The organism is Pedobacter insulae (genome assembly GCF_900113525.1).
GTDB classification, from domain to species: domain Bacteria; phylum Bacteroidota; class Bacteroidia; order Sphingobacteriales; family Sphingobacteriaceae; genus Pedobacter; species Pedobacter insulae.
The window spans coordinates 138,656-163,448 of sequence record NZ_FOPP01000003.1 but is presented as its reverse complement, the minus strand read 5'-3'; the positions used below and the strand labels follow the sequence as shown (position 1 = coordinate 163,448).

Sequence of the window (24,793 nt, the reverse complement as noted above, 5' to 3'; positions counted from 1 at the left end):
CCTGAAAGATTTCATCTGTTAAGGATTTATATAGCTATAAACATCTTTTTGCCGAATTTATTGTGAGGGGATAAAATTTTCACCTTATTTACTTATTTTTGTAATCCACACAATTTTTCATGAGCATATCTACTAAATACAATCCTGCCGAAACCGAAGATAAATGGTATAGTTACTGGCTTTCTAAAAAATTTTTCCATTCTGAACCTGATGAGCGCGAGCCATATACAATTGTAATTCCTCCGCCAAATGTTACTGGTGTATTGCATATGGGCCATATGCTCAACAATACCATTCAAGATGTACTGATTCGCAAAGCTCGAATGCAAGGGAAAAATGCTTGTTGGGTTCCAGGTACCGATCATGCGTCGATTGCTACCGAGGCAAAGGTAGTTGCCATGCTTAAGGAAAGGGGAATTAGTAAAAAGGACCTTAGCCGTGAGGAGTTTTTAGCCTATGCATGGGAGTGGAAAGAAAAATATGGAGGTATAATTTTAGAGCAGTTAAAAAAACTTGGGGCAAGTTGCGATTGGGATAGAACACGTTTTACGATGGATGAAAATTTGTCGGATGCTGTAATTGATAGTTTTATCCATTTATATAAAAAGGGAAATATTTACCGGGGTATACGCATGGTAAACTGGGATCCTTCAGCAAAATCGGCGGTTTCTGATGAGGAAGTAATTAGAAAAGAAGTTAATTCGAAATTATATTATATTAAGTATCGAGTATCAAGTAGCGGGTATCAAGAGGAGGAAGCTAAAAACTTTCTAACTATCGCAACTACACGTCCAGAAACAATCATGGCTGATAGTGCGATATGCATCAATCCAAATGATGAACGCTACCTTCATTTGCACGGCAAGAAAGTATATGTGCCATTAATTAATCGTGAAATTCCGGTGATCTTGGACGATTATGTGACCATGGATTTTGGTACAGGGTGCTTGAAAGTTACTCCAGCACACGATTTAAATGACTATGAATTGGGCATTAAACATCAATTACCGGTAATTGATATTTTAAATGACGATGGTAGTTTGAATGATAAAGCACAGATTTTAATTGGTGAGGATCGTTTTATAGCTAGAAAAAAAATAGCTAAAATGCTTGAGGAAAGTGGGCATTTAGAGAAAGTTGAAGATTATAAGTCTCAGGTAGGCTACTCTGAGCGCACCGATGCTGTTATTGAGCCTAAGTTGTCATTGCAGTGGTTTAGTAAAATGGATGAGTTGGCAAAGCCTGCCTTAGCCGATGTATTGAATGGCGACGTAAAGTTAATTCCTGAGAAATTTGTGAATACTTATCGTCATTGGATGGAGAATGTGAAGGATTGGTGTATAAGTAGACAATTGTGGTGGGGTCAAAGAATTCCTGCATGGTATTTTCAGCATGAAGCTCCGGTGGTTGCTAAAACAAAGGAAGAAGCAATTGAAGAATTGATTAACCGTTCTGCGGAACGAATTGCGTTTTCTGAGGAGGAAAAAGCAGGGTTTAGGATCCAAGCAAGTGAATTTATTACGCAAGACGAGGACGTGATGGATACCTGGTTTTCTTCTTGGTTATGGCCAATTTCCGTTTTTGATGGATTTAAAAATCCTGATAATCCCGAAATTAACTATTATTACCCTACAAATGATTTAGTTACTGCGCCGGAAATTTTGTTTTTTTGGGTGGCGAGAATGATTATGGCCGGTCACGAATTTAGAGGTCAGAAACCGTTTACCAATGTTTATCTTACGGGAATTGTAAGGGATAAATTGGGTAGAAAGATGTCTAAGTCACTAGGTAACTCTCCCGATCCAATTGGTTTGATTGAAAAGTATGGAGCAGACGGAGTAAGAGTTGGTATGTTGATGTCGTCACCGGCAGGAAATGACTTGATGTTTGACGAAGCTTATTGTGAACAAGGAAGGAATTTTGCCAATAAAATTTGGAATGCCTTCCGTTTGGTAAAGGGTTGGGAAGTTGATAGAAATTTGGCGAGTCCAAATCAACAAGCCATTTCATGGTTTGAAAACCGCTTAAACGAAGCGTTGAGTGATATTGAAGCTAATTTTAAGCAGTACCGTTTGTCTGAGGCTTTAATGGCAACCTATAAATTGGTATGGGATGATTTTTGCGCATGGTATTTAGAAATGGTTAAGCCCGCTTATTTGCAGCCTATTGATGCGGAAACAAAGCAAATAACTATCCATTATTTTGAACAACTTTTGAAGTTGTTACATCCGTTTATGCCGTTCATAACAGAAGAGTTATATCATGATGAGCTTTTTGGAGAGCGTAAAGAAATGGATTGCTGTATCGTTGCTGATTATCCACAAATTGGAAATATTGCAGAATCTTTGCTTAAAGATGCTGAATCCATTAAAGGATTGATCTCCGAGATTAGGAATGTGAGGAATGTTCGTCAGATTTCTCCAAAGGAAACCTTGCCATTAAGTGTTAAGATAAATTCGGAAGTAGACTACGAAAGATGGTCGAACATTATATTTAAATTGGCAAATATCAGTGGACTTGCTATAGTGAATGAGAAAATTACTGGAGCTGCTAGCTTTATGGTAGGTAAAGATGAATTTTTTATCGTTCTAAATGAGAATATTGATTTAGAAGCAGAGCGAGAGCGCCTAACCAAGGAGTTAAGCTACTTGCAGGGCTTTTTGAAATCTGTTGACGCAAAATTAAATAATGAGCGATTTGTTCAAAATGCGAAGCCGGAAATTATTACAAATGAACGTAATAAGAAGGAAGACGCAGAATCAAAAATTAAAATAATTACAGAAAGCTTAGCGATTTTAGCGAGATAGATATGAAGAAATTGATGTTATTATATGGAATTGCCTTGCTAGTTTCTTGTGGGCCTAAAAAAGAAGAAAAAGTAAAACCTCAAATATTTCTGGAACAAAAGCTTAGCGATTTTATTACCAGCAATCCGGATTGGACCAAAGATGAAGCCACTGAAAAGGAAACTACAGAGAAGTTTAAACATAAACTTATTAATTTAAGTAATGAGGCAGAATTTTTAAAAGACATGCCCTTGCAGGTGAAGGAAATCAAAGACACCTCCATTAACGAAATTCGTACAAAGATTGCCACCTTTAAGGCATTTGGCGATACAAGTAGAAACGCAGCTTCGCTGCTAAATTACATGCAACTGCAGATTACTGGTATTGTCTCAGAAGCCCAAGCAAATGAGCTTGTCGTTGATAAAAAATATACCATTACTGGCTCCTTGCATAAACAAGGCAAAAGAAGTGATGTAAAGTTTATCCATGTAAGTGATTTTAGAGGCTATGATTTAGGTAAGTACACATTTTTAATAAATGGATTTAAATCCCTTTAATTATTTCAGGAACGTTTGCGTAAAAATTTTACCTTCTTAGTTATTAATTACGAGTTAAAAGTCATATTATTGGAATTAGTAACCCTTTACAGGGTAACTGAAAAATTCTAACCGTATATAAATAGCTTCAAAAATGGGTAATTCAAGAAGAATTTTCATTCAGCAGTCAAGTTTACTGGCGGCAGCAGCTTTTACCGGTACATTAAGCACCAGCGCTAAAAGCTATAGTCGTATAATAGGAGCCAATGACCGCGTTCGTGTCGGCGTTGCAGCATTTTCTGATCGTTTTAAGGATACGCTTCTGCCTTGTTTTTTAAACCATCATAAGGAATTGAATTTCGATATAGTTGGGCTGTCAGACTTATGGAGCTATCGTCGAGATCTTGGTGTTGCTCATCTAAAGCAAAAAATTGGACATGATATAAAAAGCTGCCGAAACAATGATGAACTCTTAGCCATAAAAGATTTGGACGCTGTTATCATAAGCACGGCCGATTTTCAACATGCCCTTCATACAATTGACGCTGTAAAGGCGGGATGCGATGCGTATGTGGAAAAACCTTTTGCCGAAACAATGGCTGATGCGAGAGCGGCTTTTAAAGCAGTGAAAGAAACGAATAAGATTGTACAGATTGGCTCCCAGCGCAGAAGTGGAGAAAATTATAAAGCTGCTGCAAATTATATTCAGGAAGGCAAATTTGGTCCTATTTCTGCAGTAGATCTTGTTTGGAATGTAAATCAGCCTGGCAGGTGGAGGAGACCAGCACTAGTAGCTAAACTAAAACAGGAAGACACCGATTGGAAACGTTACTTGTTAAATCGCCCATTTGAGGAATGGGATCCGAGAAAATATTTGGAATATCGTTTGTTCTGGCCTTATTCATCAGGAATGCCGGGTCAATGGATGTCGCACCAGATCGATACAGTGCATTGGTTCACGAAGTTAAAACATCCACGAAGTGTAGTGGCCAATGGAGGCATTTATACGTGGAAAGATGGTCGCAAAAATTGGGACTCAATGGTTGCTGTATTTGATTATGGTGAAGTAAATAAAACAGATGGTTTTCAAGTTACTTTTACTTCTAGGATGCAAAATAGTGTGGGAGATGTAGGGGAAGTTTATTATTCAAACGGGGGAGAGTTAAACCTTATAACCAATAAAGTTTCTCCAAAAGGAGGACTCGGAGAGAAGGAAGCCGCTGCTATGGGAATGAAAGCCAATTTATTGCCAAATTTTGATTTGTCAAGCACCGAAATCAAAATTGAAACTAGCGCCAATACTGGAGGAGATCCTTTAACATCTGCGCATATGCGTAATTGGATGGAGTGTGTTAGAAGCAGGAAAACGCCTAATGCCCCTGTCGAGGCCGGTTATTCTCATTCTATAGCGAATATCATGACCAACGCTGCTGTTCGTACCGGAGCTAAGGCAACATTCGACGAGAAGACACAAGAAGTTATGGCCAATGGAAAAATATTTAAATATTAATCAAATATAATAGCATTACAAATGTTTACAAAATTCAAAAAATATAGCTTATTAAGTCTTTCGTTAACTTTTTTAGTATCTTCAGCTTATGCCCAAAAAATACCTTTATTTGATGGGAAAACCTTGAATGGTTGGAAGGCAGTTGCTGGAAAGGCGTCCTATTCGGTGGAAAATGGGTCGATTGTAGGTACGATGAAGTCGGGCACGCCGAATTCATTTTTGATTACCGAGAAAGAGTATGGCAATTTTATCTTGGAACTTGACGTTAAATTGGAAGGCTCGACAACTAATAGTGGTGTCCAAACTAGAAGTCATTATGATCCCTCAGGAAATAAGGGAAATGGGTTGGTATTTGGGAGACAGATGGAAATAGATCCAACCCCTAGAGCGTGGACAGGTGGTATTTATGATGAGGCTAGAAGATTGTGGTTATATCCGGTTGAACTGAATACGGCAGCGAAATCTGCTTATAAGACGGAAGAGTTTAATCACTATAAAATTGAATGTATTGGAAATGAAACTAAAACCTGGGTAAATGGAGTGCCGGTTGCTTATGTTGTTGATACACTTGATAAAGCTGGTATTATAGGCTTGCAGGTGCATGGGATTGGAAATAACCATGATCTTGAAGGTAAAAAAGTATATTTTAAGAACATTACAATCCAAACTGAAAACTTGAAACCTCAAGCATTTCCAAAATCGAACTATGTAGTTAATTTGACAGCTAATGCTTTATCGGCCCAAGAAAAAAGTAACGGATATAAACTGCTTTTCGACGGGAAAACAGATGCCGGGTGGATTGGTGCAAAAACTGGTGCTTTTCCTAAAAAGGGATGGGAAATTGTAAATGGATTAGTTAGTGTTTTGCCTTCTGGTGGAGCAGAATCTACAAATGGTGGAGACATAGTGACCCAAGAGCAGTTCTCTGCATTTGACTTATCGTTTGAGTTTAAGTTAAGTGAAGGTGCAAACAGTGGAGTCAAATATTTTGTAACCTTGGCCGAGCAAACTTCTGGATCTGCAATTGGCTTGGAATATCAGGTATTAGATGATGCAAAACACCCTGATGCAAAATTGGGTAAAGATGGGAATAGAACCTTGGCATCGCTGTATGATTTGATTACTGCTAAAAAGATTTTAAACTGCACAAGACCGATTGGTACGTGGAATAGAGGAAGAGTGGTTGTACATCCAGATAATAAAGTTGAACACTATTTGAATGGGATTAAAGTATTGGAATATATAAGAGGGAATGATGACTTTAAAAAGCTGGTTGCTGGCAGTAAATATAAAGACTGGAAAAATTTTGGGGAAGCTCCGAAAGGAAGAATTTTATTGCAGGATCATGGTGATAAGGTTAGCTTCAGATCTATAAAAATTAAAACACTATAATGTTACGCCGTTCTTTCGTAAAAAAATCTGCTTTATTGAGCTCAAGCTTCTTGTTTGCAGATCAGCTATATGCTGGCCTCGCATTAGCCCCCATTAACATCGCCATGATTGGTTGCGGCGATAGAGGGAAAGGTGTGCTTTCGGTGATAAAGAGTATGCCTGATAAATTTAATATTATCGCTTATTGTGATGTATTAGATTTCAGGTTAGCGGAAACAAAAAAATATGTATCGTCTCACTCGAAGCCCATTAAGGATTATAAAAAGGTATTGGACGATAAGAGCGTTTCCGCAGTTTTTATTGCGACTCCCTTAAGCGAACATTACCAAATCGCTGCCGATGCTGTTCGTGCTGGTAAGCATGTGTATGTAGAAAAAACAATGACTTACTCTATTGCTGAAGCCCTTCAGTTAAGAAAGTTAGTTAACGAGTATCCCAAGCAGATTTTTCAAGTAGGCTATCAATATCGCTATTCTCCATTATACTTTAAAGTTAAAGAGATGGTTCAGACAGGGTATCTCGGCAAAGTATCGCAGATAGATTGTCGGTGGGATAGAAATGGGAATTGGCGTAGAGCAGTACCAAATCCAAGTCTTGAAAGACAGATTAATTGGAGAATGTATAAAGAATATTCAGGTGGATTAGCGGCCGAACTTTTATCCCATCAAATTGATTTTATCAATTGGGCATTTGAAACTCAGCCCGACGAAATTTTTGGTACTGGAGGTATTGATATATTTAAGGATGGTAGAGAAACCTATGATAATATCCAAGCTACTTTAAGATATAATAAAGCAGGAATGATTGGTAATTTTGGCGCAACCTGTGGTAATGCCCATGATGGTTATTTGTTTAAAATCAAGGGAACAAAAGGTTCGGTGTCATTATATCCAAATACCGGTATTTTTTATCCAGAAAGAGAAGCCGCAAAAGAACTTGGAATAGTAGACGGCGTTACCAGTGCCACCAAAATTGTAGTGAATACTGATGGAGGAATTCCCATTTTGGAAAAACCCACTCGTGACGGCACGAATTATGCTCTTGAAGAATTTTACTCCGCAATTGTAGAAAATAAAACACCAGTTTCGAACATCAAAACAGGCACACAAGCTGCCATATGCGTAGGAATGTGTAATGAAGCTATTTATACAGGGAAAAGCCAGTTTTGGAAAACAGCATATTCTTAGATTACAAATCCTTGTAATCAGGCAACTCTTCTACGAATAGAAATCGCTCTTTGATGTGGTCAATTTTAGCATAATAATGATGCAAGCCATTTGTAACAGCTAGCCAATGCGCCTTATAAATTGAATTATAGCGCGCAGCCTGATCAAAGGTTGCTTGCGTAATTGGCACTGAAGGAGCTTTACATTCGATAACCATAATTTTTTCGCCAACATTGTTATAAACTAATATGTCGCTTCTTTTTTTGGTCTGATTTAAATTTAGACCTCCCTCAATCTGAAGCAAGGAAGAGGGGAAATTTTTCTCCCCTGTTAAATAACGGATAAAATGTTGCCTAACCCATTCTTCAGGAGTTAGCACCAGGTGCTTTCTCCTAATTTCGTCAAAAATAAAATGTAAACCATCTTTTTGTGTGATTTTAAAAGGGTAATTGGGAAGGTTTAAAGCAGCAGGATTAAACATTGAAGTGTTGATTAGTTGGAGTGTGTAAATCTAATTAAAATTGTAATTTTACCAGCAATGAGTGCTGTAGAGATTATCAAAGATTTAAAAGCTAGAAAGTTTAAACCCTTGTATTTATTGCAAGGAGAAGAACCCTATTATATCGATCAAGTAGTTGATTATATGGAAAGCCATGTTTTAAGTGATGGTGAAAAGGGGTTTAACCAAACTGTGCTGTATGGAAAAGACACAGACATGTCTACTATTTTAAATGCCGCTAAACGTTATCCAATGATGGCGGAACATCAGCTTATCATTGTAAAGGAAGCACAAGACTTAAAATGGGCAAAAGAAACAGAGGGTAACGGTAAAGAAGCAGAGGTTATCCTTAATTATTTTGAAAAGCCTTTACCCAGTACAATACTAGTTTTGGCTTATAAATATGCAAATTTCGATAAGCGCAAAAAAATTTATAAAGCAATTGCTAAAAATGGACTAATTTTTCAGTCAGATCCAGTGCGCGATTATAAATTAATGCCGTGGATTGAGGAACATATTAAAGAAAAAGGGTATAAAATAGCGCCACAAGCTGCTGCACTAATGGCCGAATACTTAGGCGCCGACTTAGCTAAAATTGCTAATGAAGTAGAAAAGCTCTGCTTAAATATTAACAAGGAAACCCTCATACAGACTGATCATATTCAAAAGAACATAGGGATAAGTAAAGAATATAATGTTTTTGAATTGCAAAAGGCTTTGGCTAGTAGAAATGTATTCAAATGCAATCAAATTATCAATTACTTTGCTGATAATCCAAAGGCGAACCCGATGGTGATGGTAATGGCAAATCTAAGTGGTTATTTCACTAAAATATTGAAGTATCATTATTTACCAAATAAGAACGACGCTGCAAAAGAGCTGGGGGTAAGTCCTTATTTTATTAAAGATTATGAAAACGCAGCAAGAACATTTAGTCACGCTAAAACTTTTGATATTATCAGCTTATTAAGGGAATACGACTTAAAAAGTAAGGGACTGGACAGTACAGGAAACACAACAGATGGAGAGTTGTTAAAGGAACTTCTCTTTAAAATGATCCATTAAATTCTTTTGTGCTAAAGCACTTTTCAGTATTACTTACAAAGCCCTATGTAACTATAAAGTTATAGGCTGTTGGTTAATTATCCTAACATTCTCCTCTATATTTGCTTAACTGTTAACTTATTAAAACTGATGAAAAGAAAATTACTTACCATCTTATTGGCTGTAGGTGCTATTGCCTTCGCTAATGCTCAAACAAGACCTGGTGGAGCGACCGATTCGACGCGCAGGGCCCCTGGGGTGATGCCCGGCACCGTTGGAAGGGCGCAGCCTCGACCTTATAATTCGGTCATTACAGATAAAGCGATCACTCGCAAAGGAATGATTACCACTCATAAAATTGAAGACAAGTACTTCTTTGAGATAGCAGACACTACTTTAGGTAGAGATATCTTAGTTGTAAGCCGGATTTCTAAATCTGGTGCTGATGTACGTGCTGCGCAAGGTTACGCAGGTGACCAAATCGGAAGTTCTGTAATCCGCTTTGAAAAAGGACCAAACAACAGGATTTTTATGCGTAAAGTAAGTTATCGGACTTACGGACCGGACAGTACAACATCCATGTACCAATCCTTAAAAAATTCGAATATTCAACCAATTGCTGCGGCATTTAATATTGCTGCTTACAGTCCAGATAAGAATGGAAGTGTGATTGATATGACTGAATATATCAATAGTGATAATGATATATTCTATTTCAGTTCGGCTACTGCAAAATCGCGTTTCAGGTTGGGTACTCAGGCGGCCGATAGAAGTTATATTTTAGGGGTGCGTAGTTTTCCAACGAATGTTGAAATCACCGCTGTTAAAACTTATGCACTAACCGCACCAACAGCGGGACCTGGAGGAGCTCCGTCATCTGTTCGTGGAGGCGCTGGTGGAGGCTCAGCTACGGTAGAATTAAATGCTTCGCTAGTTATTTTGCCTAAAGTGCCTATGAAATCACGTTATTTTGATCCGCGTGTTGGTTATTTCGCAGTAGGCTATACAGACTTTGATCTCAACCCACAGGGTGTAAAAGAAATTCAGTTGGTGAAGAGATGGCGTTTAGAGCCAAAACCAGCTGATATGGCTAAGTATAAAAGGGGTGAGTTGGTAGAGCCTCAGAAGCCTATAATTTTTTATATCGATCCAGCTACTCCGAAAAAATGGGTTCCATATTTAATCGCTGGTGTGAATGATTGGGCAAAAGCTTTCGAAAAAGCTGGATTTAAGAATGCAGTGATGGGTAAAGTTGCTCCTACGAAAGAACAAGATTCTACTTGGAGTTTAGATGATGCCCGTAACTCAGCTATCGTATACAAGCCTTCAGAAATTGCTAACGCAAGTGGACCTAGTATTTCCGATCCAAGGAGTGGTGAAATTATGGAAAGTCATATCAATTGGTTTCATAATGTTCAAAAATTGGTACATGATTGGTATATGATTCAAACAGCTGCCGTTGATTCGAGAGCTCGTAAAATGACTTTCAGTGATGAATTGATGGGTGATTTGATTCGGTTTGTGTCTTCTCATGAAGTGGGGCATACATTGGGCTTACGTCATAATTATGGCTCAAGTTCAACTGTTCCAACAGAGAATTTACGGAATAAAAAATGGGTTGAAGAACATGGTCACACACCTTCAATTATGGATTATGCACGTTTTAACTATGTGGCACAACCAGAAGATAAAATTTCGGCTAAAGGATTATATCCTCGCATTGGTGATTATGATAATTGGGCAATTGAATGGGGTTATAGATATTTTCCTGAGAGCAAATCTGTTCTATCCGACATGGCTATTTTGGATAAAATGACTACAGAAGCAGCGAAGAATAGACGCTTATGGTTTGGTACCGAAACAAATCCAGACGATCCACATTCACAAAATGAAGATCTAAGTGACAACGCGATGAAAGCTAGTGATTATGGCATCAAAAACCTAAAAGTAATTTTAGCAGGTTTACCAGAATGGACCAAAGAAAAGGGGGAAGGTTATGAGAATTTGACAACAATGTATGGTCAATTGACTACCCAGTTTGGTCGTTACATGGGGCATGTTGCGAAAAACATTGGGGGTATTTATGAAAATCCAAAAACTGTCGATCAGGCGGGACCAATTTATGAGCGAACCCCTGCCGCTACCCAGAAAGAAGCCATTGATTTCTTGAACAGAAATTTATTTACTACTCCTAAATGGTTGTTAAATCAGGCCATTATGGATAATATTGAGGGGAATCCTTTGGAGATAGTTGCTAGGCTTCAAGGGAGTACTTTAACTCGTTTGTTAAGTAATAGCACTTTGAGTAAATTAGTTGCGGCTGAAGCAACTGATGGTGCTACAGCTTATAAGATTACCGATTTATTTACGGATTTAAATGGGGCAATTTTCGCGGAGTTAAAAGCTAATACGGCAATCGATGTGTACCGTCGTAATTTACAAAAGGCCTATATAGAAAAATTAATTACCATTGTGAAACCGGCTCCAAGTCCAACAGCGATTAATGCTTTGCTAGTGAGAGGCTCTGGTAGCAGCGGTTTAACTGCAGCGCAAAGCGATGTGCTCTCAGTAGTTAAAGGTCAGTTAAAAGAATTGCAAGGTTCAATCAAATCAGCCTCGAATAATCAGGCTGATACCTTGAGTAAATATCATTTAGCTGATTTGAATGACCGTATCGAAGCGGCTTTAAGTGTAAAAGATTAACAAAAAATATAGTTTTATTCAAGCGCTCAGAATTTTATTTCTGAGCGCTTTTTTTATGGAGTTAACTTATCCACATTTTTTACCTACTTTTTCAAAGTACCCAATGCATAATCCCTGGAATTGATTATGTTGGGCATATTCCTCTTTACCACTCCACCTACTACTTTGACAAAGTGATAGGGAGGAATATATTTTCCTAGGCAAAGGGTTTAAAAATTAATATCTTTGCGCAAAATATAAAAACATGGCATTACAATGTGGTATAGTAGGTTTACCAAATGTGGGTAAATCAACCTTATTCAACTGTTTATCTAACGCAAAAGCACAAGCTGCAAATTTTCCATTCTGTACAATAGAGCCAAATGTTGGGGTAATTACCGTTCCTGATGATCGCTTAACAAAATTGGCAGAGTTGGTGAAGCCAAATAAAGTTCAACCTAATACAATTGAAATTGTAGATATTGCAGGTTTAGTAAAGGGTGCGTCGAAAGGAGAGGGACTTGGAAATCAATTTTTAGGAAATATCAGGGCTACTAACGCAATTATTCATGTATTACGTTGCTTTGATGACGGAAATGTAATTCATGTAGATGGTTCAGTTGACCCTATTCGAGATAAAGAAATCATTGATACTGAATTGCAATTAAAAGATTTAGATACAGTTGGAAAAAGAATACAAAAAGTAGAAAAAATGGCTAAAACTGATAAGGAAGCCAAAAGAACTTTTGATATTCTAACTATTATTAAAGCACATTTAGAAACTGGTAGTTCTGTTCGTTCGGCAGCTTTACAGACAGAGGATTTCGATTTCATCGAAGATTTAGGGCTGTTAACTCAAAAACCAGTGATGTATGTGTGTAATGTTGATGAAAATTCTGTGTTAACTGGAAATGCTTATACGGAGAAAGTACAGGCAGCAGTTAAAAATGAAAATGCTGAGGTATTGATCATTTCTGCAAAAATTGAATCAGAAATTGCAGAATTGGATTCGTATGAAGAAAGACAAGAGTTTTTAGCGGATTTGGGTTTGACAGAATCTGGCGTTAATAAATTAATTAGGGCAGCTTATCGTTTGCTTGATTTATATACTTACTTTACTGCTGGTGTGCAAGAGGTGAGAGCTTGGACGATCACTAAAGGTTTTACTGCACCACAAGCTGCTGGTGTAATTCATACGGATTTTGAAAAAGGCTTTATCCGTGCTGAGGTTATAAAATATAATGATTTTGTAACATTGGGTTCAGAAAATGCTTGTAAAGAAGCCGGAAAGTTAGGTGTGGAAGGAAAGACCTATGTAGTGGAAGATGGCGATATCATGCACTTCAGATTTAACGTATAAAGAATCATAGATTTTTAGACTTACGAAGTTTTAAACTTTGTAAGTCTAAAAAAACTATTCCTCATCAATCCTTTTCCCCTTCATTGCCTGGCCAACTGCCATATCCATTAAGCGTTCTGCAAACGGACGGGTAAATTCATTTAATTCATCTGCTTTTTTAAGGATACGATCTTTATCTCCGCTATCTAACGCATCTTTCAATTCGGCTATGATAACAATGGTTAGAGTTAATTCTTGCTCATTTAAAATATTACCGTTTTTCTTGATAAATCGTTCAGCAGTATAAACGAGCTGTTCACCTTCACTTTTAGCCTCAATTAACATCCGCTGTTCTACGTCAGATTTTGCATTTTCGATGCTATCAATCAACATTTTTTCTACCGTATCATCATTTAATCCATAACTCGGAACAATATCTATTTCTTGTTTTACGCCAGAACGCAATTCAATTGCCTGTACAGTCAAAATACCATCAGCATTTAATAAAAAGTTAATGTCGACTTTAGGTAAACCTGCTGGCATAGCTGGAATACCTTTCAAATCAAATTCGGCCAATTTGCGGTTCTCTTTTACCAAATCACGTTCGCCCTGATAAACAGAGATCTTCATATTCACCTGCCCATCAATTGAAGTAGTATATTGGCGACCAGCCTTAGTAGGTACCTTGCTATTTCGAGCAATAATTACATCCATTAATCCACCCATTGTTTCAATTCCTAATGAAAGTGGGGTAACATCTAGTAATAGAATATCTGATCTATTCCCCGCCAATATATCAGCCTGGATTGCTGCGCCAAGTGCTACAACTTCGTCAGGATTAAGCTGGTCATGAGGTTGACGTTTAAAAAATGTACTTACGGCCTGTTTTACGTAAGGTGTACGTGTTGAACCGCCTACCAAAACGACTTCATCAATAGCCTCTATAGTTAGGTCAGAGTCAGTTAAGGCTTGTTTGCAGCAGGCTAAGGTTTCATTAACTTTATCGGCAATTAGTTGCTCAAATGTTTGCTTATCTAAAGTGCACCAAATTTCACCGACTTTTTCATTGTATAAGTTTTGGGTAGACAAAGCTTTTTTTGCTGATTCAGCCTGTAAACGAAGTGTTTGCATCAAAATGTTATCGTTGGCAACCATACTGAAATCAAGTTTGTTTTTTTCTATCCAGTAGTTCAAAATTACACGGTCAAAATCATCACCACCTAAGAACGTATTTCCATTGGTAGCCAATACTTCGAAAATCCCATTTTGGATCTGAAGGATAGAAACATCAAAAGTGCCTCCCCCTAAGTCGTAAACTGCAATTGTTTTTTGCTGTGTAGGGTCTAAGCCAATTCCATAAGCTAAACTTGCGGCTGTTGGTTCATTTACAATACGCAATACATCTAGCCCTGCTAATTTACCAGCGTCACGGGTTGCCTGTCGCTGACTATCGTTAAAATAAGCCGGTACCGTGATAACAGCTCTGTTTACTGGTGTTTTTAAGGCATGTTCAGCTCTCGCTTTTAACTCTTTTAAAATTTCGGCCGAAAGTTCTATTGGCGTATAAAATTTATCTCCTGCTTTAATTTTAACTAGTGAATCGCTATCATCATCGATAATTTTATAGCTAAAAATATCTTTATGACTAGCCACATCTTTATAGGAACGCCCTAATAAGCGTTTTACCGAAAAAATGGTATTAGTTGGATCCGTTGTTAAAAAATCCTTTGCTTCATTACCTACTTCCGCATCTCCCTGTGCATTGAAATGTACTACAGAGGGGACTAAGACTCCTTTTCCAGTATCATTTATTACTTGTGGGTTTTTATCGGGATTGATAAAGGCCACTAAGCTATTTGTGGTGCCTAAGTCAATGCCAACAATGATTTCTTCTTTCTGAAATGAGCCTGTAGCTAGGTTGATGGATATTTTTGCCATAAGACTGCAAATTTACATAGTTTATTGCTCACTATTGTTGAAATGTTGTAAAGACTGCGTGGATTTACTTATTGCCAACCTCCTCCAAGCGCTCTATATAAACCAACACTTGCATTTAGTTGCGCTGTTTTAAGGCTGGTTAGATCCAATTCTCCTTGCAACAGATTCCCTTGGGCAGTAATTACTTCCAAATAATTAGCCATGCCGCTTCTAAAAAGTAGATCTGAATTTTGTACCGCGAGCTGTAAGGTTTTCACTCGCTGTTGTGCAATGATATATTCATTCTTTAGGTTTACGAGTTTTGCTTGCTCATTAGAAACCTCCACTACGGCTGCGATGATGGTTTGCCTGAACCTCAAAACAGTTTGTTCTCTTTCTATCTGCGCTAATTTAAATTGAGTTTTTAAAGCACCACGCTGAAAAATGGGTTGGGTGATACCTCCGCCAACAACACCGAAAAGTGACGCAGGGATATTAAACCAGCTACTCGCTTTGAATGCATTTAACCCGCCACTTGCTGAAATTACCAGGCTAGGATATAATTTGGCATTTGCAATCCCCACATTGGCATTTGAAATAGTGAGATCAAGTTCTACATTTTTAACATCAGGTCTAATACTGAGCATTGTTGCCGGTATACCAAGAGTTAACTGTTCTGGTATGTTTAGCTGCGAAAGGGTGGTAGATCGCTCTATAGCGGTAGGAAACCGTCCAGTTAACATACTCAAAGCATTTTCCTGAATATTGATTTCTTGATTAAGTTGCGGGAGCAATTGCGAGACTTTTAATAGTTGTGCTTCGGCTTGTTGAACGGCTAGAGAAGTGACCTGCCCAGCGTTAAACTGCATTTTAATCATTTTTAAGGTGTTTTTATTTAGCTCAACACTTCGTTCTGCCACATTTAATTGCGCATCCAACATTAGAAGTCTATAAAAGCCGCTGGCGATGGAAGCAACAATGTGTGTTTGAATAGCTTTCTTAGCTTCAGCAGATTGCAAATAACTGGCATAGGCAATATCTTTTTGCCTACTGATTTTGCCCCAGATATCAGCTTCCCAGCTTAATGTTAGATTTGCGTTAAAATCTTCGATATGCCGGGTCTTTAAAAATTGTGAAGCACTTAGGCCGTTCAAACTATTATCTGAGGGTCGGTTTGAGTTTGCTGTTACCTGCAAATTCAGCTCTGGTAAATTAACCAATTTTGTCCTTTTTAATATTAGCTCAGCAGCATCAATATTTTTAAGCGCTAGTTGCAGATCAATATTTCTAATTAAAGCGCTATCGATCAAATTGCGTATTGCCATGGTACTAAAAAACTCATTAACAGGTAACTTACCTATGCTATTACTATCTATTTTAAAAATCTCCCTAAAGTTGTTGGGAATATCTTTAGTTGGAAGTAAAATCTCTTTTGAAATGCCGCAACTGCTTAATAGTAAAAGCAAAATGACAAAAGTGTTATTAATATATGTTTTCATTTTAATATTATTTAATTGAACCATTTGTTTAACCACATAGTTATTAAGGGTACAAATTCTTTTAAAACTGGATCTTCATTAATTTTCATGATAATTTAATTTTTATTCGGCATGCGCTACAGCTGCTGGCGCGCCGGTGACTTTTTCTTGTAAAAATTGAAAGAGGATAAATAGTACTGGAATAATAAATATTCCAATTACCACACCGAAAATCATCCCGCCGGCTGCTGCAATACTGATGGAATGGTTACCCAAAGCAGAGGGGCCAACTGCCGTCATCATTGGTATCATGCCGACGATAAAGGCTAAAGATGTCATAATAATTGGGCGTAACCTTAATTTTGCAGCCTCCAATGAAGCGGATAGCAATGATTTACCAGCTCGTCTTCGCTGAATAGCAAATTCTACTATTAGGATTGCATTTTTTGCCAGTAATCCGATGAGCATTACCAATGCAACTTGGACATAAATATTATTTGATATTCCTGTTAATCCAATTGCAGCAAAAACACCAAATATTCCGGTAGGGATTGATAAAATTACTGCCCATGGTAGGATATAGCTTTCGTATTGTGCAGACAACAAGAAGTAAACGAATAGGAGACATAAAATAAAAATGATAGTAGATTGTCCGCCAGAAGAAAGTTCCTCTTTAGTCATGCCCGAAAATTCATAACTATAGCCACCAGGTAAATGTTTGGCGGCTACTTCTTCCACTGCCTTGATTGCATCGCCAGAACTAAAGCCTGGTTTGGCCATTGCATTTAACCCTATGGAATTAAATAAATTATATCGAGATGCTGTTTCTGGACCATAAACTCTATCTAATTTTACGAGTGTGTTCATCGGAACCATTTCTCCTTTTGCGTTTTTTACAAATACACCATTCATAGCCGAAGGATTTGCCCGATCAGTTTGATCTGCTTGGATAACAACTCGGTAATATTTACCGAAGCGATTAAAGTCTGATGCTTGTGCACTACCAAAATAAGCTTGCATAGTCTGCAAGATGTCTTTTACGCTTACACCTAATTGAGCAGCTTTTACCTCGTCTAATTTCATTTCCAATTGCGGATAGTCGGATTTAAATGATGTAAATGCGAATGCAATTTCTGGCCTTTTCATCATTTCCGCAATGAAGTTGTTGGAAACGGCACTAAACTTGTCAAGAGAACCCCCAGTTTTATCCTGCAAAACCATATCCAGTCCATCGATATTACTAAACCCGGGTACCGTTGGAAACGTAAACACAAAGAAATTGGCGCCTTTAATTGCTGCTAGCTTAGTCCTCACCTCGTTCATAATGCCATCTATATCTTTTATTTTTCCCCGTTGATCTGTAAATTTTAGCAGCACAAATAGTACTCCTGATGAAGGGCTAGAAGATTGTGTAAGCATATTAAAGCCAGAAAGTCCCATTAAGGTCTGTTTTGATTCCATGGAACCTAATAAGGTTTCTGCTTGTTTAATTACTTCTGTTGTACGATCTAGTGATGCACCTGCAGGCATAGATAGAGAAATCGCCAAAAATCCTTGATCTTCTGAAGGGATAAACCCCGAAGGTGTGCGTTTGATCATCACTCCAGTTGCAATCATCATTACAATTAAACCTGCCAATGTTGCCCAACGAAAACGAATTAAGAATTTTAATGCGCCAGTGTATTGGTTGGTTATTTTTTCAAAACTTGAGTTAAATCCAACGAAGAATTTCTCCTTAAAGCTCTTCGTTTTTGAGTCTGCAGGATGATTTTCCTTTAGAAATAATGCGGCTAAAGCGGGACTCAAGGTCAATGCATTTACTGCCGAGATAACAATAGCGATTGCAAGGGTAAAAGCAAATTGCCTGTAGAATAGTCCGGTTGATCCTTCCATGAATCCTACAGGTAAAAATACAGCCGACATAACTAAAGTAATTGAAATGATGGCTCCTGTAATTTCGCTCATGGCTGCTGCTGTTGCAACTTTTGGAGCCAAGTGGCGATGTTCCATTTTAGCATGCACAGCTTCGACGACGACGATTGCATCATCAACTACGATACCTATTGCCAAAACCAATGCAAACAAAGTAAGTAGGTTGATAGAAAAACCAAAGATCCACATGAAAAAGAAGGTGCCTAAAATAGCAACTGGTACAGCAATAGCAGGAATAAGTGTAGAACGGAAGTCTTGCAAGAAGATAAATACAACAATAAATACGAGTATAAATGCCTCAATTAAAGTGTGGATAACCTGATTGATAGATTGATCTAACGAATTCTTGGTATTGTATAAAATTAAATGTTTTACGCCTTTAGGGAAATTTCTCGCAGATTTATCCATTAACTTTGCAATAGCGATCTGAATTTCGTTAGAATTGGAACCTGCTAATTGAATAATGCCAATATTTACACCAGGTTTTCCGTTTACTCTGGTGAAGTTGGTGTATGAGTATGCGCCAAATTCAATTCTTGCCAAATCCTTTAATCTTAAAATAGAGCCATCAGGGTTAGCCTTGATAACCATTTCACCGTATTGTTCAGGTTTATTAAGTTTTCCTTTGTAAGTAATTACATATTCAAACGATTCTTTACTGCTCTCCCCAAATTTTCCAGGGGCCGCTTCCAAGTTTTTATCTTGAATGATCGCCATGACCTCTTTTGGCGTGAGACCATAGCTAGCCATTTTAGATGGATTTAGCCAAATCCTCATTGAATAATCCTTGTTTCCACCGAAAATAGTTGCAGAACCTACGCCAGGTATTCTTTTGATATCTGGTATGATGTTGATTTGCGCATAATTTGCAAGAAAGGTTTGGTCATAATTTTTTTCATCATCCGTGAAAAGATCGACCACCATGATTAAGCTATTTTGTTGCTTAACAGTTGTAATTCCTGCTTGCACAACTTCTGACGGGAGTTGGCTGGTAGCTTGTGCAACTCTATTTTGAACATTTACAGCAGCTTGATCTGGATTGGTGCCCAGTTTGAAGTATACAGTAATTACCAGCGAACCATCATTGCTTGCTGTTGAGCTCATATAGCTCATGTTTTCTACTCCATTAATTGATTCTTCTAGGGAAGGCGCAACAGATCGAAGTACGGTTTCTGCATTTGCACCTGGATAAAAAGCCATAACCTGAACTGCAGGTGGTGCAATATCTGGAAATTGTTGTAGCGGTAATTTTGTTAGTCCAAGCACGCCTAGAATAACCAGTAGAATTGAGATAACCGTTGCTAGTACCGGTCTGTTTAGAAATATTTTGAACATTTTTTATTTATTTGAGGCGTTATACGCCGTAATTGTTTTTCCTTTTTCTGGTTGGATTGAATCACCCTCTTTTAAACTTTCGAAACCCTTAGAAACAATTTGGTCTCCTGATTTCAGACCGTCCTCTACAAGATAATTTGTGCCGCTAGCCCCTAATACTTTAATAGGCTGCTTACTTATTTTGTTGTCTTTATTCACTGCAAATACGAATACCTTATCTTGGATTTCAATTGTTGAAGCTTGAGGTACTAAAAGGATATTGTTATGCTTGAGAGTTAACCTCACTTTTCCAGTATTGCCAGATCTTAATAGGCCATCTGCATTTGCAAAACTTGCTCTAAGTGTGATAGAACCGGTTGTTTTGTTAAACTGGCCATCTATCATATCAATTTTACCTTGTGAGGCGTAAATAGTTTGATCGGCCAATACTAGAGATACCGGTGGTAAATGCTTTATTTGGTCGGCAACAGAGTTACCTCCGTGTTTAGCATTAAAGGCAATAAAGTCTGTTTCTGCCAAAGAGAAATATACATGAACTTCATGGGCATCCGAAAGCCCAGTTAAGGCTTCCATGTCTGTTGGAGAAACTAAACTTCCCTGTTTTTTAGGCAGGCGCCCGATATATCCTGTTGTAGGTGCTTTAATCTGGGTATAGTTGAGATTTATTTGAGCACTATTTACACCAGATTTAGCTTGTTCTACATTGGCTAAAGCGATTTGGTGGGTAGCTTTTGCTGTTTCCAGCTGGAAAGGGGATACCACTTTTGCCTGCACAAGCGGCGTTAATTTATCGATTTCTAATTGAGCATTCATAACAGCTGCTTTAGCTGCATTTAAAGCCGCTATTGCATTGTTTAACTGGGCTCTAAATGGTAGTTCGGAAATTTTAAAAAGCAATTGTCCCTTGGTAACTAATTGGCCTTCGTTTACATAGATCTTATCTATAGTGCCTGCAATTTGTGGTCTAATTTCTAGATCTGCCGTTCCCTGTATAGCAGCTGGGTACTCTACAAAAGTTTGTTCGGAACTTTCGTTGACTGTAATAACTGGTAAGGTTAAAATTGGAGATGCCATTTGCATAGGCTTTTCTGAGCAACTTGCAAGAAACAAGGCAATAGTAATGAAAAGCAAGATCGTCCATTCGTTAAATAATTTAACATTGTTAGATAATAGGCTGTGTTTGGAGTTATGTTTCATGATTTATGGATTTTAATAGGTGTAATTAATGGTGATGACTTATATAATATTGGTAATCTCTATTTCTTATTTTACGATTGTAATTTATTTAACACTGTTAGATGGAAGGTTAAAAAAAAGTTAATCGTTTATAGTTTTAATAATTGCCTTAATGGCACTTCTTAAAATTTGCTGGTTAATTTCATCATTAGCTCCTTTTTGAACGAGATTGATAGAAATCAAACCGTGTATTAAAGACCAGAAAGTATAATATTTTAAACAAGAGGTATCTTCCGATATAGGATGCTTCGTGAGGAGTTTTTCGATTGCGTCATAAAATAAATCTGTCGTGTATTCTGCTTCTGGCATCTTCGTATAAAGCTCGCAGCAATTTACTTGTACGCCATACATCAATTGATAAAATTCTTTTTCTTCAAAAGCAAAGTCCCAATAAGCAAGCCACATTGCTTCTAATTGTTCTTCCGGGTCTTCCTTACTATCTCTCGCAGCTTTAACCTTAACTCCTAAATGCATAAAGCCTTGTCTGGTTAATTCAAACAAAATACCTTCTTTGTTTGAAAAATATTCATAGATAATAGGGGCGGTATATTCAATTACATCTGCGATTTTGCGCATGCTTAGTGCAGCCCAACCTTCTTGTTTTACAATTTGTAAAGCCGCGGCTAAGATACTTTTTCGGGTATCTTCTTTTTGTCGCTGAATTCTTTCTTTACTTCCCATATTCTGGTTAAGTGCTATAAAATAATCTAACACCGTTAAGCAAATGTAGAAACTGTTTTAAATTTATATATCATCCATTTGTCAGATAATTATAGATGCTCGTTTATAGAGTTTAAATGGGCTTTTTTGGTTTTATTTTTTTGCAAGTCCGTTCTTAATAGTGACGATATGCTATCATGTAAGTTCAAGAATTTGTTTAATTTTGAAAATGTTAGGATTAAAACTATTGACCGATCCCCGATGGGCAAATATTGCTGAGGCTAATTTAGCGGAAATTTTAACAGACCATGCTTGGTGTGAGCAAAAGGCTGCCACGAATGCGATTACGTTGATCGCAAATAATTCAGAACATCATGACTTAGTCGAAGAACTTACCGCGATTGCTATTGAAGAAATGGAACACTTTCAACAGGTAGTTGCCATTATCAAGAAAAAGGGATATGTACTTGGGCGCGAACGAAAGGATGACTACGTAGGCCAACTCGTTAAATTTAGTAAGAAAGATGGAAGTAGAAACACAGCGTTTATCGACCGATTATTATTTGCGGCGATGATTGAAGCAAGGAGCTGTGAACGCTTTCGTGTGTTATCTTTAAATATAAAAGATAAAGAACTAGCTAAATTTTATCATGAGTTAATGGTTTCCGAAGCTGGGCACTACACCACATTCTTAAACTTCGCTCGCAAGTATACAATAGACGTAGATGTAGATAAGCGATGGAAAGAATGGCTTGATTTCGAAGGGAAATTAATCCGAAGTTTTGGAAACAAGGAAGCTATCCACGGTTAGGACTTAAGGTTTCTAGTTCCTTTTTATGGTAATTCCATAACCAAATTACAATATCCTGGTAACTGTCAATCCCTTTTTGTTGATTGTTAAATTTTAAAAACTTATCAAAGGCAACACTCATATAACTGGACATTTCACTATTATAGCTCTGCCAAAACTCACTTTCGGCTTTAAAATTTGCTAACACACCAGGCACTATACGCTTATACATGGCTTCGTAGTTTTCCGGCGATTTTATCCGCACTTCAATTAAAAGATACCTGAGCATATTATAGTTGGCAGAATATTGAAAATTGATATCATCACTATTTACGGCAGTTAAATAGCCTATTAAATTGGCTTCATCTTCACGCGCAATTCCTAGCTGATGAGAAATTTCGTGACATGCTACAAAAGGCAAAACCCATGAAGGCAGCAGCATATTTAAATTGGCTTCACCTGATAAAGGATTGTAATATCCTTCAATACCTATTTTACTCATCATCCATCCGCTTATAGCTGGTTTAAATGACGGATGTTTATAAGTGAAAAATGGATTTGTCAAGCTCATTTTTTGATAAGCGAGAATAGATTTTTCTCTAATATCTTTTAGCCTATAGCTTTGTGTTGAGTTAATTTTTGGTTGAAGTTTGTTTAACCTTTCTATAAAGAAATTGGTCAGCTGTAAAAGCTCTTTTGTATTGTATTTTTCATTGCTAATTGATAACTGCGTACTAATACTTGGTCTAGCATAATTTAAGCCCCACAGTAATTTAAAACTTATGTATAAGATTAAAATGATATTAATTACCTTGAGAAGAACTATGAACCAGTCGCTTTTTTGGAGTACCCTTCTTTTCTTAAAAAGCAAATAGATACCGCGTAATGCTAAAAAAATTAATGTACCATATGCTATATCGCCTATTGCAAACGGTAATATAGAAGAGATCCATCTTAAACAGTTCGAAATTAGCGGATATAAACCTGTAGAATAATAGCTAAGGACTAATTTCGGACTTAAACCCAAAAGAAAAACTAATACAGACGCGAAAAACAGAGCTATAAAAGTTAAGATTGAGTTCCGAGAGAACGGCATAAGTATTTAATAAATTTTTGAAACTATCTGTTGAAGTTTATCCTTTTACCAATTTCACTTGTCATAAATTTACCATTTTGATAGGCTAAATTGCCCGAAACGAAAGTATGAGTGATGCTAGCAGTAAATGTTTCTCCATCAAATGGCGACCAACCGCACTTATAAAATACATTTAGAGGTGTTACTTTAAATGGATCATTTAAATTTACCAAAACTAGATCAGCCCAATAACCCTCTCTAATATATCCGCGTTTATTGATGTCGAAGCAAATGGCTAGGTTATGAGCGGTTTTTTCAACAATCTTTTCTAAAGAAATTTTCCCCTGTAAATGCATTTCTAATAAGGCTGGTAATGCGTGCTGAACTAAAGGCCCTCCAGAAGGCGCTTGTGAGTAACTTTGATTCTTTTCAGTTAAAGTATGTGGTGCGTGATCAGTAGCAATAACATCAATGTGGTCTGTGAGTAAGCCTTGCAAAATTCCTGCTTGGTCTGCCGCCGTTTTTACTGCAGGGTTCCACTTAATAAAATTTCCTTTGGTAGCATAATCCTGATCATTAAACCAAAGATGATGAACACAAGCTTCAGCGGTTATTTTTTTGTCCTTTAACGGAGTTATATTGTCGAATAAAGCAATCTCTTTTGCAGTAGAGATGTGTAAGATATGCAATCGGGTAGCATAGCGTTTAGCTAATTCTACTGCCAGGGAAGAGGATTTATAACATGCTTCAGCACTGCGGATGAGTGGATGCATTTCTATAGTTAAATCTTCACCATATTTTGCCTTAAAAGCAGCTAAATTTTCCCGAATAGTTTGTTCATCTTCACAATGGGTAGCCACTAGCATAGGCGACTTGCTAAAGATATTTTCTAACGTACGCTCATTGTCTACCAACATATTGCCGGTAGATGAGCCCATGAATACTTTAATTCCGCACACATTTTTTGGATCTGTTTTTAAAACTTCTTCCAAATTGTCATTGCTTGCTCCCATGTAAAAAGAGTAGTTAGCCAATGAAGTTTGTGCTGCGATAGCATATTTATCTGCTAATAAATCTTGTGTTAAAGTATTGGGAACTGTATTTGGCATTTCCATAAACGAAGTAATACCTCCAGCAACAGCAGCCATACTTTCCGTAAAAATATCAGCTTTATGTGTTAATCCCGGTTCACGAAAATGAACCTGATCATCAATCATGCCCGGCAGTAGATATAAACCTTCCGCATTGATTTCTTGTGCTTCGGTTGCCGATAAATTAGTGCCGATTTTTTCAATCAGCCCATTTTTTATTAAAACATCTGCAATAATTTGTTGCCCTTCATTTACCAATGTGGCGCCTTTAATCAGGTAATTATTCATGTTTCAAAGGTAGTTTTTTTAGTCTTGAGTCCAAACT

Annotated in this window: 17 protein-coding genes; 9 read left to right on the top strand and 8 right to left on the bottom strand. The window is 37.4% G+C overall.

What is annotated here, in order from left to right; all coding sequences use genetic code 11:
• Nucleotides 1-119 precede the first annotated feature (119 nt).
• From BM207_RS06025 to BM207_RS06005, 5 genes are all read left to right on the top strand, one after another.
• Complete coding sequence (locus BM207_RS06025) at nucleotides 120-2,807, top strand: valine--tRNA ligase (RefSeq protein ID WP_090992671.1); 2,688 nt, start codon at nucleotides 120-122, stop codon at nucleotides 2,805-2,807.
• 2 nt (nucleotides 2,808-2,809) lie between these two features.
• Nucleotides 2,810-3,343 carry a hypothetical protein gene (locus tag BM207_RS06020; protein ID WP_090992670.1) on the top strand — a complete coding sequence of 178 codons (534 nt, stop codon included), beginning with the start codon at nucleotides 2,810-2,812 and terminating at the stop codon, nucleotides 3,341-3,343.
• A 133-nt stretch (nucleotides 3,344-3,476) separates the two neighbouring features.
• Nucleotides 3,477-4,832: a Gfo/Idh/MocA family protein gene (locus BM207_RS06015; protein ID WP_090992669.1), complete on the top strand. Its 1,356-nt coding sequence runs from the start codon at nucleotides 3,477-3,479 to the stop codon at nucleotides 4,830-4,832.
• A gap of 21 nt (nucleotides 4,833-4,853) precedes the next feature.
• Nucleotides 4,854-6,224, top strand: a complete 1,371-nt coding sequence (locus BM207_RS06010; RefSeq protein WP_090992668.1) for a 3-keto-disaccharide hydrolase — start codon at nucleotides 4,854-4,856, stop codon at nucleotides 6,222-6,224.
• Nucleotides 6,224-7,411 carry a Gfo/Idh/MocA family protein gene (locus tag BM207_RS06005; RefSeq protein WP_090992667.1) on the top strand — a complete coding sequence of 396 codons (1,188 nt, stop codon included), beginning with the start codon at nucleotides 6,224-6,226 and terminating at the stop codon, nucleotides 7,409-7,411. The genes BM207_RS06010 and BM207_RS06005 overlap by 1 nt, the downstream gene beginning before the upstream one ends.
• Nucleotide 7,412: 1 nt before the next feature.
• Here the strand turns inward: BM207_RS06005 and BM207_RS06000 are convergent, their stop codons facing one another.
• Nucleotides 7,413-7,871: a type I restriction enzyme HsdR N-terminal domain-containing protein gene (locus BM207_RS06000; protein ID WP_090992666.1), complete on the bottom strand. Its 459-nt coding sequence runs from the start codon at nucleotides 7,869-7,871 to the stop codon at nucleotides 7,413-7,415.
• A 57-nt stretch (nucleotides 7,872-7,928) separates the two neighbouring features.
• Here BM207_RS06000 and holA point away from each other — a divergent pair, with 57 nt between their 5' ends.
• The 3 genes from holA to ychF all read left to right on the top strand — a co-directional run bounded on the left by holA (nucleotide 7,929) and on the right by ychF (nucleotide 12,975).
• A complete protein-coding gene (gene holA, locus BM207_RS05995; protein WP_090992665.1) occupies nucleotides 7,929-8,954 on the top strand; it encodes a DNA polymerase III subunit delta in 1,026 nt (341 codons plus the stop codon).
• 129 nt (nucleotides 8,955-9,083) lie between these two features.
• Nucleotides 9,084-11,636, top strand: coding sequence for a zinc-dependent metalloprotease (locus tag BM207_RS05990; RefSeq protein WP_090992664.1), 2,553 nt, complete (start codon nucleotides 9,084-9,086; stop codon nucleotides 11,634-11,636).
• Nucleotides 11,637-11,880: 244 nt separating this feature from the next.
• Nucleotides 11,881-12,975: a redox-regulated ATPase YchF gene (ychF, locus tag BM207_RS05985; RefSeq protein ID WP_090992663.1), complete on the top strand. Its 1,095-nt coding sequence runs from the start codon at nucleotides 11,881-11,883 to the stop codon at nucleotides 12,973-12,975.
• Between the two features lie 54 nt (nucleotides 12,976-13,029).
• Here the strand turns inward: ychF and hscA are convergent, their stop codons facing one another.
• From hscA to BM207_RS05960, 5 genes are all read right to left on the bottom strand, one after another.
• Nucleotides 13,030-14,892 (bottom strand): Fe-S protein assembly chaperone HscA, encoded by a 1,863-nt coding sequence (hscA, locus tag BM207_RS05980; protein WP_090992662.1) that lies wholly within the window; start codon nucleotides 14,890-14,892, stop codon nucleotides 13,030-13,032.
• 68 nt (nucleotides 14,893-14,960) lie between these two features.
• The gene (locus BM207_RS05975; protein ID WP_090992958.1) at nucleotides 14,961-16,370 is read right to left on the bottom strand and encodes an efflux transporter outer membrane subunit; all 1,410 of its coding nucleotides are present in this window, start codon (nucleotides 16,368-16,370) and stop codon (nucleotides 14,961-14,963) included.
• Nucleotides 16,371-16,472: 102 nt separating this feature from the next.
• Nucleotides 16,473-19,616 carry an efflux RND transporter permease subunit gene (locus tag BM207_RS05970; RefSeq protein WP_090992661.1) on the bottom strand — a complete coding sequence of 1,048 codons (3,144 nt, stop codon included), beginning with the start codon at nucleotides 19,614-19,616 and terminating at the stop codon, nucleotides 16,473-16,475.
• A 3-nt stretch (nucleotides 19,617-19,619) separates the two neighbouring features.
• A complete protein-coding gene (locus tag BM207_RS05965) occupies nucleotides 19,620-20,813 on the bottom strand; it encodes an efflux RND transporter periplasmic adaptor subunit (protein ID WP_090992660.1) in 1,194 nt (397 codons plus the stop codon).
• A gap of 120 nt (nucleotides 20,814-20,933) precedes the next feature.
• The gene (locus BM207_RS05960) at nucleotides 20,934-21,533 is read right to left on the bottom strand and encodes a TetR/AcrR family transcriptional regulator (protein WP_090992659.1); all 600 of its coding nucleotides are present in this window, start codon (nucleotides 21,531-21,533) and stop codon (nucleotides 20,934-20,936) included.
• 208 nt (nucleotides 21,534-21,741) lie between these two features.
• Between BM207_RS05960 and miaE the strand changes: the two genes are divergently transcribed.
• Nucleotides 21,742-22,323, top strand: coding sequence for a MiaE family protein (gene miaE, locus BM207_RS05955; protein ID WP_090992658.1), 582 nt, complete (start codon nucleotides 21,742-21,744; stop codon nucleotides 22,321-22,323).
• On the opposite strand, the gene BM207_RS05950 is transcribed toward miaE, so the two are convergent.
• The gene (locus BM207_RS05950) at nucleotides 22,310-23,398 is read right to left on the bottom strand and encodes a DUF3810 domain-containing protein (protein WP_090992657.1); all 1,089 of its coding nucleotides are present in this window, start codon (nucleotides 23,396-23,398) and stop codon (nucleotides 22,310-22,312) included. The two genes, miaE and BM207_RS05950, sit on opposite strands and share 14 nt — an antisense overlap.
• A 23-nt stretch (nucleotides 23,399-23,421) precedes the next feature.
• Nucleotides 23,422-24,756 carry a dihydroorotase gene (locus BM207_RS05945; RefSeq protein WP_090992656.1) on the bottom strand — a complete coding sequence of 445 codons (1,335 nt, stop codon included), beginning with the start codon at nucleotides 24,754-24,756 and terminating at the stop codon, nucleotides 23,422-23,424.
• Nucleotides 24,757-24,793: the final 37 nt, after the last annotated feature.

What these genes read in the sequence shown, in the direction of transcription:
- BM207_RS06025 (WP_090992671.1), top strand. Translation starts at nt 120, where the DNA reads ATGAGCATATCTACTAAATACAATCCTGCCGAAACCGAAGATAAATGG.
- BM207_RS06020 (WP_090992670.1), top strand. Translation starts at nt 2,810, where the DNA reads ATGAAGAAATTGATGTTATTATATGGAATTGCCTTGCTAGTTTCTTGT.
- BM207_RS06015 (WP_090992669.1), top strand. Translation starts at nt 3,477, where the DNA reads ATGGGTAATTCAAGAAGAATTTTCATTCAGCAGTCAAGTTTACTGGCG.
- BM207_RS06010 (WP_090992668.1), top strand. Translation starts at nt 4,854, where the DNA reads ATGTTTACAAAATTCAAAAAATATAGCTTATTAAGTCTTTCGTTAACT.
- BM207_RS06005 (WP_090992667.1), top strand. Translation starts at nt 6,224, where the DNA reads ATGTTACGCCGTTCTTTCGTAAAAAAATCTGCTTTATTGAGCTCAAGC.
- BM207_RS06000 (WP_090992666.1), bottom strand. Translation starts at nt 7,871, where the DNA reads ATGTTTAATCCTGCTGCTTTAAACCTTCCCAATTACCCTTTTAAAATC.
- holA (WP_090992665.1), top strand. Translation starts at nt 7,929, where the DNA reads ATGAGTGCTGTAGAGATTATCAAAGATTTAAAAGCTAGAAAGTTTAAA.
- BM207_RS05990 (WP_090992664.1), top strand. Translation starts at nt 9,084, where the DNA reads ATGAAAAGAAAATTACTTACCATCTTATTGGCTGTAGGTGCTATTGCC.
- ychF (WP_090992663.1), top strand. Translation starts at nt 11,881, where the DNA reads ATGGCATTACAATGTGGTATAGTAGGTTTACCAAATGTGGGTAAATCA.
- hscA (WP_090992662.1), bottom strand. Translation starts at nt 14,892, where the DNA reads ATGGCAAAAATATCCATCAACCTAGCTACAGGCTCATTTCAGAAAGAA.
- BM207_RS05975 (WP_090992958.1), bottom strand. Translation starts at nt 16,370, where the DNA reads ATGAAAACATATATTAATAACACTTTTGTCATTTTGCTTTTACTATTA.
- BM207_RS05970 (WP_090992661.1), bottom strand. Translation starts at nt 19,616, where the DNA reads ATGTTCAAAATATTTCTAAACAGACCGGTACTAGCAACGGTTATCTCA.
- BM207_RS05965 (WP_090992660.1), bottom strand. Translation starts at nt 20,813, where the DNA reads ATGAAACATAACTCCAAACACAGCCTATTATCTAACAATGTTAAATTA.
- BM207_RS05960 (WP_090992659.1), bottom strand. Translation starts at nt 21,533, where the DNA reads ATGGGAAGTAAAGAAAGAATTCAGCGACAAAAAGAAGATACCCGAAAA.
- miaE (WP_090992658.1), top strand. Translation starts at nt 21,742, where the DNA reads ATGTTAGGATTAAAACTATTGACCGATCCCCGATGGGCAAATATTGCT.
- BM207_RS05950 (WP_090992657.1), bottom strand. Translation starts at nt 23,398, where the DNA reads ATGCCGTTCTCTCGGAACTCAATCTTAACTTTTATAGCTCTGTTTTTC.
- BM207_RS05945 (WP_090992656.1), bottom strand. Translation starts at nt 24,756, where the DNA reads ATGAATAATTACCTGATTAAAGGCGCCACATTGGTAAATGAAGGGCAA.